This is a genomic window from Paenibacillus xanthanilyticus, assembly GCF_042682185.1.
GTDB lineage: Bacteria > Bacillota > Bacilli > Paenibacillales > Paenibacillaceae > Paenibacillus_Z > Paenibacillus_Z xanthanilyticus.
In genome coordinates, this window is the sequence record NZ_JBHUHA010000002.1 from 2,030,001 (window position 1) to 2,043,680 (window position 13,680).

The window sequence follows — 13,680 nt, forward strand, 5'->3', positions numbered from 1 at the left end:
GACTTTTGTCGAGCGCAGCCACAACCGCCTCCGGTATTGGTCCCGGGGATTCTTCGAACGACTCGTTAGGGGCGGTCTCCACCGGTCCCTCCGACACGAGGATCGTCACGCTGGCCCCTTGAGGCTCGTAATCCTGACGGGCGATGTTGAGCACATGGGCGCCAATGATGTCTGTGACGGTCTTAAGGATTTTGGTGAGCCGCTCGGAATTGTATTGTTCGTCAATGTAAGCGAGATATGCTTCCCGCTCCTCTTTGGTCTTCGTATAGCAAATGTCGTACATATTGAACGCAAGCGATTTGGTCAGGTTGTTGAAGCCGTGGAGCGTGATCCGTTGTTCGGGCGTCAGTGACATGAAGGAATCCCCCGTTTCGTTAAAAGTCCTCGCCTAATGTTCCCTTGATGTAAGTCCCCTATTCCGATTCCGACGGATGGGGGGACAGCTTTTATTACCCGTATGTCCATCATTGTACCAATCGCTGTTACATATAAGGACAGGTACTGGTGCGATTTGGGCAGGTTTGGTTGGGCGTCTCCGCCAAGTAGGTGGATTCTTCGCGTACACCGCGACGCGGATCGGCTGCAGCGGTTGTCGGACGCGATTCGAGCTAGTTTTCATAAGTAGAATGGTAGATCATTGGGCAGCAGGTTTGAGACGGTCAGGCTATTCTTTAATAGATAAAACAAAGCCTCGCCATGATTGGCGAGGCTTTGTTGCGTGCGTGCGTCGATGCGGCGGCTGCGCTATTTCTTCTCGACGTGTAATAGCGTGACCGTCTTCGCTTGAAAAGTGCCTTGCAGATGCTCGTCCTTGAGCACGCCCAGCTTGAGTAAACTGGCGATCTTGGCCGAATCGGGCCGCGCCAGCAAACGCCAGAGCTGCGGATCGGGGAGCGCCGCGTAGAGCTTCTCCTCGTCGTACTCCTTACGCTCCTGCAGCACTAATTTGGCCCGGTAGCCACCCGCTTCGAGACCTGCCTCCCCCTGCCCGGCGCAAAACCCGGTGATTTCCGCGCGAAGCTCTGCGAGCTCCTGCTCGATCTCCTTGTGCTTGTTCTTCAGCTGGTAATACCGCTTCAACTGTTGATCCACGTGCCCATCACGCTCCTTGGTCTAAATGTATGCGGGATGGGCGGTTTTTAGGCTGGCGGGTTACGGCCGGCGCGTGGATGCGGGTGCCGCGGGTTAGCGTCCGGGCAAGATTGTGGGCGGATTTTAATACCGAACGTGATGGGTCGGTTCGGTCTGCGCTCGACGCTCATATGCGATCAGGTGATCGCCGGCGTAGGTAAAATGGTGCTCGATCGGTGAGGGATGCTTCAACATGTGCGGAAGAAAATGCGGGACGTTGCTCACGACGCCGCGGTTGCGCGGGTGAAAGAGCCAGTCGGGATTTTTCCACTCCAGGATGCCTTCCCGCGTGCCCACCGGTCCTTCGAAAACATCGGCTTCTTGGGCCAGCTCCGCGATAAACGCATGCATACCGCCGTCCCCCTCTTCGCTCGTCCACGTCACGGTGCCCGCATACCGAAGCCGACTTGCCTCTACTCGGAGCCCCGTCTCCTCTTCGATCTCCCGCATGATGTTCGCCAGCGGCGTCTCCCCTTGCTCGAGCTTGCCGCCGACGCCGTTCCACAGCCCCATGTTGGGCGCCGCGTTCCGGTTCAGCATGAGCACGTCGTCCCCCCGCCGGATAAACGCGATCGTATAGCGCAGCATCCTGGTCACGCTCCCTCTGTTATAGATGTGAATCGATCAACTTCTTTATTTGAAAAAAGACGGATTGCTCCGTCTTGGTGGTGGTTGATTCGCGGTTGCGGTTATGGGTTGCGGTGCGCTTACGCTTGGGCGCCTTCGAATGCGAGAATCCGCTCGCGCGCGGCATCGGAGATCGGCGTGCTTTTGCCCGTCTTCGTGTCGATGAGGACGATCGCGCCGCGTCCGCCGGCCTTCAGCTGATCGTTCACCACGAGCGCGTATTCGACGTCGATGGACGAGCGTCCGATATGCGCTGCCCGCACGTACAGCTTGATCGGATCCTTCAAGTAGAGCTGCGCCAAGTACTGGCACTCGAGATCGGCAACCACGGACACCTTCTCGTCGGAGAAGAGCTCGCCGGTCAGCTCCAAATTCTCGAAATATTCGATGCGGCCTTGTTCGAAATACATAAAATAGCTGACGTTGTTCACGTGGCCGAGCATATCCGTCTCGCAATAGCGGACTTTAATCGGCGTATAAAAGCGAAATTGGGCCAACCAGCTTTGCGGATCGGGCTGGATAAAGGATTCTTTTCTCATGACGAAACTCCCTTCGAGTTGCACGATACAACAGTCATTGTAGCAGGCTAGGGGCGCGAACCACAATATGGCTGTTGAGCCCTGGGGAGCTTACTGAATTACCGACGCAACCTGCTGTGCGGCTACGCTGCGATGACCACTTTCGTGCCGGTCGGGATCGCGTCGTAGAGCCATTCGACATCCTTCGCGAGCATCCGAATGCAGCCGGCGCTTACGTACTTGCCGATGGACGAGGGCACGTTGGTGCCGTGGATGCCGTATTTGGTGCCGTTCGTGTTCGGGACGTCGAGCCCCATCCATCGCGTGCCGAGCGGGTTCGCGGGATCGCCGCCGGGGATGCTGCGGGCGGAGTAGTACGGGTTTTTGATTTTCGTAATGATGGCGAACGTGCCGGTCGGGGTCAGACCCTTCGTCTTGCCGCTGGCGATCGCGAACGTCCTCGTCACCTTCGTGCCGGCAAGCACGGACAACTTGTTCTCGGACAGGTCGATGCGAATGCTGGGCGTCTGCGCAGAAGGCGAAGGTTTGGCGGTCTGCGAGGTCGAGGAGCCGGGCTGAGCCGGTTGGGTCGGTTGGGTCGGTTGGGTCGGTTGGGTCGGCTGCGAGTTCGCGGGCTGGCCATCGGATGCAGACGGTTGCGTCGCGTTGGCTGCGGATGCGCCGGTCGGCATGTTCGAGTAGGCGTAGTACGGGTTGGGGATCGCGAGCTTTTGGCCAACCAGGAGCTTCGCCGCTGCCGGGTCGAGGCTGTTGAAGGTCGCCAAAAACTGCAGATAGGCCGCCGGCTTGAAGTAGCGGACGGACAGGCCGTAGAGCGTATCGCCCGGCTGCACGGTATGCTTCACGTTCCCCGTCGGCTGCGGAATGACGAGAACGGCATGGGTACGGAGCCCTTGAGCCGGATCTAAAATGTCGTTGTACTGCATGATCGCGCGGATGTAGCCGCTGCGCGGGAACTGGCGACTGGCGATCGCGTAGAGCGTATCGCCTTTGCGGACCTTATACATGCCTATAAGGATCGGATTCGGGAGGATGAGCGTCGTGCCCGCCTTCAGCCCCGCCGCGCTCGCGATGCCGTTGTATGCCGCGATCCGCGCGTAGTCGTCGCCGCTGAGGTAGAACGTTCGCGCCACGCCAAAAAGCGTATCGCCCGGCTGTACCGTGTACGCTACGCTTATGTACCTTGCCGCGGACGGTCCGGCTTCCGCTCCTGCCGTCGTCCACATGCATTGACCCACCGCGATGAGCATGACGAGCATGCTCGCGGTCCATTTTACCCACTGTCTCACTGTTGATCACACCTTAGATGAAATATGTTCGGCGCTGAGGTTTCGTCAAGATTCTTGTATTTTCCTGCTTGTTCGCGGCCGGGAGCCCGAAAACGAACCTTTGGTCCGGGGCGGCACAATGTGACGGATCGTGGCAATGGGTCTTGGGCGGTGATTGGCGGTGTACCCGAAGAGGTATGGCGCGTGCGAGATGGTGGGATTTTAGGCAGGGTTATTGATGGGCTGGCGCGGGCGTCCGGGGATGGATGGGGATGGCGGGAGTTTGGTAGAGCGCTGGGGTAGAATTTTGCGTGTTAGGGATGGAGGGGATTGCGGGGTTATGGACGTGGGCGGGAAGGCCAGTGTCAGGAATGCGCGGGATGGAGGGATTACGAGACGGATCGGAAAACGAGAAGTAAAGGTGCATGCACGTGCGATGTCCCTCCCCTGTCGTCGCTCGCTTATACGGGGCCGGTGTAGTAAGATGGGAGGATTAGAACGCGAGGATATGAGGTGCTAAGATGGGCATTAGTTTTACCCGCTCTCTGGTCGATCGGTTAACGCGCGAGATCGCGGAGCTTGAGACGACGGTACGGGGACATCAACAGAAACGCAAGAAGACGTTGGGCAAGATCAACCAGCTGCAGCGCGACCAGAAGCTGAGCCAATCGGCGAGCGACTTGAGCAGCAAGATTACGCGAGAGAATAAGCTGCGCAAAGAGATCGAGCAAATCGATGCGGAGCTGGCGCAGATGGCTAAGGCGTTGAAAGAGAAGCAAACTTTGCTGGCGGATCAGAAGGGGAAGAGCGGCAGCGAGGGGTAGATTCCGGTTTGCCGGTCGATTCGTACCCGAGATAAAGGAGCTCCCTAGCTGCGATCGCTGACGGCTGGAGGTAAGCGGCTGGTTACCGGGGCTTATGGGATCGGGGTTACGTAGAAATGAGAAAAGCGATGGCGCATCCAGGTGCCATCGCTTTTGTCGTTTCCAGAATTCGTTATTTCAAAATAATCCGCTGCTGGTCGTCCATCTGTACCGTGCCGCGCTCGAGCGCGCATGCGATTCCGGCTCGCACGGCCTTATCCAAAGCCGCTCCGCTGCGGGCGTACCCGAACGCCCTCACCACTTGCTTGACCAGCTCGTCATGCGGCAGGCTGATCTGCGTGGCGAGCACGTATCGCACGGCGGCGGCGATCTCCTCCGGCGGCAGCTCTTCCGCGGTTCGGCGCAGCGCCTCTTCTTCTGCAACCCGGAAGTGCGCATATTCGCTCGGATCCACACCCGCAGACCAGAAATAGACCGTCCCCTCGCGCTCGGTTCGCTGCTCGCTGATCTGCTGAAGCAGCTCCGTAAACCGCTGGTCGAGCTTGGCGCCGAGACGCGAGATGCCCCAAGCTTGCAAAATGCGCTTGGCCAGCAGCCCGCGGCTAATCGGCCCTTCCTCTTGGATGACCTGCCGGATTTGCTTCAGAATGAAGCCGGTATTGGACGAAGCGTAGAACGCCTCCGTCCCCCACTCTACCTTATCCAGCGCGGCAGGACGGTAAGCTTGCCTGTTCTCTGCCGACGGCCCTGGGTGCGCGGCGGCTGATGGTTCCGGAGAGGCTATTGGCGTTGTTGGCGGTGTTTGCGGTGATGGCGTTGGCGTTGATGGAGCTGCTGATGCTGTCGCTGCGGTCGGCCACGGTAGAAGCGATGGTTTGGGCGAATCGGACGCTGCTCGCGGTTCGGATCGTTCCTGTTCGCTAGCCGCTTGTCGAATCGCCGCCACGATCCCCTCGACGACCTTATCCGCATTCTCCCACCAGTCCGGCGTCCACAGCCGATAGAGCCTCCACCCTAGCTGGCGCAGCACCTGCTCGCGCAAAATGTCGCGGTCGCGCGCGGTGTCGGCGTTCCGGTACATCGGGCCGTCCATTAGGATGCCGAGCTTGTATTGCTCGCCTTGCTCCGGGTGCCGTACGCCGATGTCGATCCGGTAACCCGACGTGCCGACGTAGAGATCCGTCTCATAGCCGCGCTGACGTAATTTCTCTGCAACGCCCCGATGCACGTGCGAGACAAGCGGAATCTGCTTCGCCTCTTCGCCGGCCGGCAGCGCATGCTTGCCTTTCTCCGCATACTCCAGGAACGACCTCAGCCCAAGCACGCCTTGCGCGCTAATCCGGCTGGCCTGCAAATGATGGGCGCGAAGCGTGGAGAAGACGAGCATCTCCTCCCTCGCCCGGGATACTGCGACGTTCAACCGGCGCCAGCCGCCTTCGCGGTTCAGCGGTCCGAAGTTGAGATTCACTTTGCCGCTCGCATCCGGCCCGTAGCCGACGGAGAACAAGATGACGTCCCGTTCGTCGCCTTGGACGTTCTCGAGGTTCTTGATGAAAATCGGTTCCGGCAGCTGCGCGGCCAACTGCTCGAGCTCCGGTTCGCGCGCGAACGCCGCGTCGAGCATATCCTCGATCAACGTCTGCTGAATCGAGCTGAAGGTGACGACGCCCATGCTTTGGCGCTTGGCGGGATGCTTCAACCGGCGCGCGATCTCCGCGATGACCGCTTCGCCCTCGGCGCGATTCTGCTTCGTGCGTCCGCGATCATAATACCCTTCGATCGGGAACCACGTGACGCTGGAGACCGGCTCATCCGGAGACGGGAAGGTCATCAGCTTGTTCTCGTAATAATGGGCATTGCTGAACGCGATCAAGCTTTCGTGACGGCTGCGGTAATGCCAGGTCAAGTGCCGCTGCGGCATGCCGAGCGACAAGCAATCCTCGAGAATGCTCTCCATGTCCTGCAGCACTTCTTCCTCGTCCTCCGCGTCGCCGCTGGATTTGGAGAAGAAGCTGGTCGGCGGCAGCTGCTTCGGGTCGCCCACGATGACGGCCTGCGTCCCCCGCGCCAACGCCCCGACGGCTTGCGCGGTAGGTACCTGGGACGCCTCGTCGAAAATGACCAAGTCGAACTTCGCGTGCTTCGGATCCAAATATTGCGCGACCGAGATCGGACTCATCAGCATGCACGGCGTCAACCGGGACAGCAGGTTCGGAATGCCTTCGAACAGCTTGCGAATCGACATCGCACGGCCGCCGCTGCGGATAGCCCGCTGCAAAATGCCCGCTTCCGAGCTTTGCGCCGCTTCCTTCGTGATCTGGGGCACGCGGGCGGATAGCCGCGCGGCGATCTCTTGACGGGTCAGCTCGGCGAAGCGTTGGTCCGCCTCCTTGAACCGCTTGATCGCCTCCTCGAACAGCTGGCCCGAGAAGGCGCCCAGCTGCTCATTGCGCGCAATGATGAAGTTGGCGCAGGCGCGGTACACGCCTCGGTCGAACGCGCCTTCGATCTCGTCGGTCGCGATCCGGCCTTCTTCGTAGCTGGCCACGAGCGGCTGCAAGCCCGCCTCCACCGCTTGGTCGCGAATGCGGCGCCAAGCGCTCCAGTCGCGAAGCTGATCGAAATGCGAGGACCACTGCTGCGCCTTGCCTTGCATGAAGCGGTACCAGTGTTCCGAGCCGGCGGCGGCCGTCAGCGCGGACCAGTCGGCTTGAAGCAAGCGTTCGAGTTGTTCCTCGTCTGCGGCGATTTCTTGCCCGCTGCGTACGGCTCGAAGGAGTTGGTCCTGATGCGGCTGCATGCCGCTTGGGCCGTTCGCGAGAAGCTCCGCTAGGCGGGTTTTCGTCTGAGTGGCACCGGTGGCGCCGAACGCTTCGCGCAGCGTCCGATCCAGCTCCAGCAACCAACTGCAAGCCGCATCGGCAGCGTCCCAGTCGCCTTGTTCTTCGCTTCGGATCGATGGTCCCAGCAGCGGAAGGATACCGGCGCCCCTCTCGCGGAAAGTTCGCTCTTCCGCTTGCAGATCGAGGATCGCGGACAAATGGCTTTTCACCTCGGTCTTGGCGATCGTCACGCCGGATGCCGCCATGCTCCGAAGCAGCTTCACGATCCGGTTCTGTCCGAGCCATCTCGGCAGCATCCACTGCAGTTCGGTCTTCGTCCATTCCGAGCTGGTCAATTGCGCGTCGAATTTGAGGACCTCTGGCTTGAAAATCGCCAGCACTTGCGCCTTCAATCGGTCCCGCTGTCTGCCCTGGGCCGTCGCGGCTTGCACCTGGGCAACCGTCTCTGCGAGACTAGGCGTCTGTACGAAAGCGGGTTTAATGTCTGGCGTGCGGCTAAGCAAGTCGCATAGTTTGGCGAAAAGCACGGTCTGTTGGCGCGACAACGCCTTGGCAGAGGCGATCCCGAGCAGATCGGCGACTTGCGCAAGAGCGGCTTCGCCTTCGGATAGATGCGCCGCGTACTGGCGGAGCAGCTGCTCTGCCTCTGTTTTGACCGGTTGCGTGTAATTCTTCAGCGTGAGCTCAGACAGCGCATGACCGTGCGGGTTGCCGCACTGGCTGCCGGCGGTCGTCATCTGGGAGACGAGGTCGCTCCATGCCGTCCACCGCTCCGGCTGCAGCGCATCGATCGCGGCTGCGTCGAACTGAACGCAATCCGGTCCTTGCCCCGCCTGCTCGTAGCCGGCGATCGCCTCGAACAGCGAAATTCCGAAATGCTGCTTGCGATGCAGCGCCTCGACATAGCCGTTCAGTTCGTCGCGAAGCGCGGCCAATCGGTCGGACTGCGCGTTCCACCCTTCCGGCGGCAGAATACGGGATGTCTCCAGCACCGCGTTCAGCTGATCCAACACCGCTTTCTTCGTGCTCTTGTTCGAATGCAGCTCCAAGCAAAACGGACCGAGCCCGATCTGCTCCAATCGCCGCTGAACGACCGATAGGGCCGCCATTTTCTCCGCGACGAACAGCACTTTCTTGCCGCTCGCCAGGGCGCTGGCGATCATGTTCGTAATCGTCTGGGATTTGCCGGTGCCGGGCGGACCATGGAGCACGAAGCTCTCGCCACTTCCCGCCGCCTGGATCGCAGCCAGCTGGGACGAGTCCGCACTGATGGGAACGGCGAGACTGGAAGGCGAAGTATGATCTAGTGGTGCCGCGTCGTCCGCCGCTTCTTGCCATTGCAGCTTGCCGGCCATCAGACTCGCCACGATGCGGTTCTCCGCCAGCTCCTGCGAACGCGAACGGATGTCGTTCCACATGACGAATTGGCCGAACGAGAACAGCCCCAAGCACGCGCTCTCCTCCACGTCCCAGCGGGGCACTTGAATGAGGGCATGACGGAAGACGTTGAACACCTGCTTAAGCGCGACGCCCTTCTCGTCCCGGGGCAGCGGATCCAGTCCGCCGATGCCGATGCCGAAGTCCTGCTTGATCATCTCCAGCAGCGTCACGTTGATCTGCGGCTCTTCGTCGCGCGCCCGAATGACGTAGCCTTGGCGGGATGACCTGCGAATGATGTCGACGGGCAGCAGGACGATCGGCGCGTAACGCGGCGCTTCGCTGACGGGGGATTCGTACCATTTCAACAGACCAAGCGCCAGGAAGAGCGTATTCGCCCCATTTTCCTCCAGCGACGTTCGGGCAGATCTGTACAAGTGAATGAGCCGCCGGTCTAACTCCGATGCCTGCAGGTCAGCACGCAGCCGCTTCCGATTGAACTCCTCCCGCAGCAGCAGCGCCAGCGGATGGTTGCTGTTCACGTTCTGGTACAAGCCCGCGCTGCGCGCATTGTCCTGCCAGTCGCTCGGCTTCGCCAGCAGCTGGAACTCCTCCCGCTCGGCCAGCGCATCCTCCAGATCGCCCAGCTGCGCGGTGATGATCGGCACGCTGGATTTGGTCAGGCGGAAATTGAGCAGTCCGTTGCGCAGCGTCATATCGAGCAAACGGCGTTCCCACTGCTTCTGCTTCGTGCCTGGCTGCAGCTGATCGACCTCGATCGGCTTGCCGAGCTCTTCCAGCTGTTCGGGTGCCGCAGTTATTCCGCTGGCGCTCGAGGATGGAGAGGGAGATTCGATCACCCAGCCGTTCCCGCTGGCCGTCCGGATCGGAAGCGGACGAATCGCCGCCGCGCGCGCTCTACGGATATCCACGAGACAATCGAATTGATCCGGATTCTGCAAATGCGCGATCGCGAGGTTAACCGCTTCGTCGAAGCTGGCAGCCGAGCCTTCTACGAACGCCGTCGCCTCCATGACGCAGATCTCGTTGACGCCCGGCGCGAGACGCTTGGTCAGCAGCGAGATATCGTCCTGCACGCTCTCGGCGAACGTCTCCTCCACCAGCCAGACGCCCGTGAACGCATGGCCCGTCGTGAAGACGAGGAGCGGATGCAAACCGACCGCCTCCAAGCACGCGGCATAGAGAAGGGAGAGATCGAGGCAATTGCCCATGCGATGCGCGACTATCGTCTCCGGCAGCCGGACGCGCTGTCCGATCTGCTCGAAGCTTGGCGGTGCGACGCAGTACGCGATGCTGCGGTTGTGAAGAGCGGCGTAAATCGCGGCGGCTTGGATGCGCGCTTGATTCGCGCTTTTGCTCTGGTAGGCGGTGAACGACGGGTTGCCGGTCCACTTGGCCAGGATATCCGCCGCTTCCCGCACGATGCTCGCGACGTGCTGGTGATTCGGCGTGACGAAGGCGGCGGTCATCTCCGGCAGCACCGCGAGTCCGCTCCACTCATCGAAGGCGAGAACCGTGATGGTGCCGCGTTCCTCGTGGATGAGTTGATTATCGGATCGTACGGTGAGGGTGAGCGTTCCCGTGACGCGCTCCGTCAGTTCCGCGAGGAATTGCGCCGACATTTGGAGATTCACGATGCCCAGATCGATCGGCTGCCCCGCCGGCAGCACGTCGATGGACTTGCTCCATTCGTAGGCGAACGCGGGCTCCGCGGTGAGGGTGATCGTTAGGTTGCGTAGATCCGCCTCCGTTCGATTGGCGAGCACGATCTGCCGCACGACGGGGACGTGATTTTGCTGCATGGCGTAGTTGACGGTCTCGCTAAAGGACCATTGACATTGTAAGGCGCTGTTCAACAATAAAGCCTCCGTCCTATGTAGAATCGATGCTTCTATCATAGCACTATCCTATGTGGGCGCGCGCGGGGATAGGAGGATTGTTGGGAATTTTGTGGGATTTTGGAGGGGTGGTGGTTGGATGGCGGGAATGTGAGGGTTTGGGGAAATAGAAAAGCGATGGCGCTTCCCGGTGCCACCGCTATGTCTGGTTATTTTCTTACGTAGTAGCGTTCCCAGTCGCGTAGGGTTCGGGGGACTTCACGATTGTCATTCGGCCCATACCGCGGCCGGTGTCGCTACTCCCTCTTTAAACAAAATCATTAATTAATTCAAATATCACAAAAACTAAGCTTGACCCATTTCTTTTTTAATTAGTTGGATTAAGTAAAGTGCGCTCTCCTCATCAAATTGAATCGATTGACTAATCTTCCCCAAAATCTCTCTACTTTCTGTGCCGTATGTATCAATCTGAAAGTATTTTTTACCACATTCATCTGTGAAAACCGAGTATGTCCCTTTCACTATTTGATGTACGTGAACTCTTGTTTTATCTGTCTTTGTCATATACCTTGTAGATAATAAGGCCACACCAACACCACCATTCTTTAGGTATTAATTAATGTCAACTCGACAAATATTGCAGACAATACATCAATGTATTGTGTCAGCCTAGAATATCATCTTTGTCTCTAGAGTTAAAATAATCACAATACTGTGCTAATGGACATTCTTTCGAATGCGGCTTCTTAGCAATACATACTAGCCCTGCAAAGTCTAGAATAGCTAGATTTTCTGAACGTGTACTTTTAAATCCTTTAAAATGATCTCTAATTTTAGATGCTAAAACCTTATCCACTCTAGGCCTTGTATTATTTGATGTATATCCAAAGAACCTTGTAAAGAGACGAATTACATTAGTATCAATTGGAACAACAGGTTGCCCGTATGCATAACAAAGTATTGCATTCGCAATATAGTCACCTATCCCAGGGAGTTGTATTAAATCATTATAATTACTTGGTACTTCTCCAGCGTGTTGAATACAAATTTCTTTCGCTGTTAGGATTAATCTCGTAGCCCTATATTTCAACCCAAGAGGTGCAATAATATTTTCAAGTTCAGAAACGTCTGCATTTGAAAGCTTTTTTATGTCAACGTATTTATGAAGAATTTGTTTGTACACTTCTTCGACCTTTCGAACATGCGTTTGCTGAAGCAGGAATTCCGCAACTAAAATATGGTATGGATCATTGGTTGTTCTCCAAGGATACTGATGTCGTCCATTTTCTGCGTACCAATTAAGTAACTTTTCCCAGAATATTTCATTCACACAAATCACCATGTTTAGTTTTCATGTATTTTACCCATTTTATCGAATACATAATTACAATACATGTATATCATGAAAAATAAAGCACTCAATACGGTCCTGATTGGACCGTATTGAGTGCTTACCAAAACACACTGAAAAGGACTATGGGCACATTTTATCTTTATCTCATTATAAAAGATCGGAGCTTTTCGTATCCTTCTTCTATTCCTAAGTATTTCAAGACTTGTTCAGCTACCGCTCTCCCTAATAGTGGCGGAACAGCGTTACCAATTTGTTGATACTGAGAATCTTTTGCCCCTTCAAAAACAAAATCATCAGGAAAAGTTTGAAGACGTGCAGCCTCACGAATACTGATGGCTCGATTTTTTCTCGGATGAATCCACATCGACTTCCGAGCGTTCAAAACCGTACCAGAAGGTGTTTTGTAGTTTAGTCTGAGATAGACTGTGTTTTGTGTCCTGCCAGGATTAGAATAGGTTTGCTTATACGCCTCATCTAAATCATGAAAGTTCTGGCCTTGCTCTAAAACTTTAAATCTTTCCAATGCCGTGTTAGTCGTTTCAGTCATAACATGATTTCGAAGCTTATAAGTAGCTCCACGCAAATACTGAAGAAGGGGATTGCAAACACTAAGTAGCGGTTTATCAATTGGTTTATCCTCTTCCATTATTGTAAATGGATCAAGATCTTCTAGATCTGCTATTGCTTCTTCCACATTATAATAAAGACTTGGCTCCTTTATAATTGACTCTGGTAGTACTACAGAGCCCTCTCCTACGAATGATTTTTTAACTCCGATAAGAATAAGGCGCTCTCTAAGCTGAGGTGCCCCAAAGTGAGCTGCATTTATAATACGATCTTCGTTAATTACATAATCAAGACTCTTAAACTTAGATATTAAGTAACTCATCACACCATATGTCTGTACTTTTACACATACATTTTTATGATCTGACAAGATATCAACTATCACAATAGAATTAGCTTGAATTTCATTCATTTTCATTAAAATCTTTTGAATTTCTATGATCTCATTTAATATTAAAAATAGATCATTACTGGATGAATCACTATACTCTTCACTCAACAATAGATCCCTAAGTTTCATCCATTTTTCTTCATATGCAGTACTCCAGTAACTATTGTGCTGTTCATTCCAATTACTAAGTGCTTTTTGTAAATCTTTTTTTGCTTTAGCAATATAAATACGAGCCTCTTTCTCTTTTCTATTGATATGGCTAATTTTAGAATATAGATACTTGTCATTAATGATAAACTGTGATAAATCCAATTCCCTTTGAATACTATTTTTTAAAAATGAAACCAGCTGGCTCGTTAAACTATTATGTTTCCCTAGAATAACCTTATTAGGAATTAGCTCAATTCCTAAATCCTCTACAATCTCTTGCCGATCTTTTAAAGAATACAGAAACTTATGTTTTTCTGACCTCATAGCTTTGACGTTTTCCATCACAAAAGCGTCTGGATTTAGTTCTTCAATTGCCCTTACATATTCTTTAACGAGCTGATTATTGGTTGAAATCAACTCTGACTTTTGCCTGTTTGCATTTGAGAAACCCTGACAGGGTGGTCCACCGAATACAAGATCGATCTTCTCATTTTCATCTTTCAATTGTTGAAAGTTAACTTTTTTTATATCTTTAAAATATTTTATAGCTTTACCGTCATCATAAGTATGAACGAATCGACAATGATTCCTTTTATACGTTTTCTGAGCAGATTCATTGTTTTCCACAGCAGCAACAATTTTAACTTGTCCTGTTTGCAAAAAACCTAAACTTAGTCCACCAGCCCCAGAAAATAGATCCACCGCCAGCAGTTTCTTATTCTCCATGTAAATACTCCCACCTCTTAATCA

General features: G+C 55.0%; 9 protein-coding genes (1 of these 9 cut by a window edge). 1 reads left to right on the forward strand and 8 read right to left on the reverse strand.

The annotated features are described in order from the left end of the window. From speD to ACFSKT_RS26375, 5 genes are all read right to left on the reverse strand, one after another. Nucleotides 1–355 carry the start of an adenosylmethionine decarboxylase gene (gene speD / locus ACFSKT_RS26355; protein WP_377720842.1) on the reverse strand. Its footprint begins 455 nt before the window's first position, so the window shows 355 of its 810 coding nt (coding positions 1–355); it begins with the start codon at nucleotides 353–355; its stop codon lies off the left edge, out of view. A gap of 389 nt (nucleotides 356–744) precedes the next feature. Beyond that, nucleotides 745–1,092: a hypothetical protein gene (locus ACFSKT_RS26360; RefSeq protein WP_377720841.1), complete on the reverse strand. Its 348-nt coding sequence runs from the start codon at nucleotides 1,090–1,092 to the stop codon at nucleotides 745–747. A gap of 123 nt (nucleotides 1,093–1,215) precedes the next feature. After that, nucleotides 1,216–1,719 carry an NUDIX hydrolase gene (locus ACFSKT_RS26365; RefSeq protein WP_377720840.1) on the reverse strand — a complete coding sequence of 168 codons (504 nt, stop codon included), beginning with the start codon at nucleotides 1,717–1,719 and terminating at the stop codon, nucleotides 1,216–1,218. A 119-nt stretch (nucleotides 1,720–1,838) separates the two neighbouring features. After that, nucleotides 1,839–2,297, reverse strand: coding sequence for an acyl-CoA thioesterase (locus ACFSKT_RS26370; RefSeq protein ID WP_377720839.1), 459 nt, complete (start codon nucleotides 2,295–2,297; stop codon nucleotides 1,839–1,841). Between the two features lie 122 nt (nucleotides 2,298–2,419). Continuing rightward, nucleotides 2,420–3,586, reverse strand: a complete 1,167-nt coding sequence (locus tag ACFSKT_RS26375) for a LysM peptidoglycan-binding domain-containing protein (protein WP_377720838.1) — start codon at nucleotides 3,584–3,586, stop codon at nucleotides 2,420–2,422. Between the two features lie 500 nt (nucleotides 3,587–4,086). On the opposite strand from ACFSKT_RS26375, the gene ACFSKT_RS26380 reads away from it, so the two are divergent. Then, on the forward strand, nucleotides 4,087–4,389 hold the full coding sequence (locus tag ACFSKT_RS26380; RefSeq protein WP_377720837.1) for a hypothetical protein: 303 nt from the start codon (nucleotides 4,087–4,089) through the stop codon (nucleotides 4,387–4,389). Between the two features lie 172 nt (nucleotides 4,390–4,561). Here the strand turns inward: ACFSKT_RS26380 and ACFSKT_RS26385 are convergent, their stop codons facing one another. From ACFSKT_RS26385 to ACFSKT_RS26395, 3 genes are all read right to left on the reverse strand, one after another. Continuing rightward, on the reverse strand, nucleotides 4,562–10,486 hold the full coding sequence (locus tag ACFSKT_RS26385; RefSeq protein WP_377720836.1) for a DUF3320 domain-containing protein: 5,925 nt from the start codon (nucleotides 10,484–10,486) through the stop codon (nucleotides 4,562–4,564). Nucleotides 10,487–11,132: 646 nt separating this feature from the next. After that, on the reverse strand, nucleotides 11,133–11,798 hold the full coding sequence (locus tag ACFSKT_RS26390; protein WP_377720835.1) for an HhH-GPD family protein: 666 nt from the start codon (nucleotides 11,796–11,798) through the stop codon (nucleotides 11,133–11,135). Between the two features lie 163 nt (nucleotides 11,799–11,961). After that, a complete protein-coding gene (locus ACFSKT_RS26395) occupies nucleotides 11,962–13,656 on the reverse strand; it encodes a DNA cytosine methyltransferase (protein WP_377720834.1) in 1,695 nt (564 codons plus the stop codon). Nucleotides 13,657–13,680: the final 24 nt, after the last annotated feature.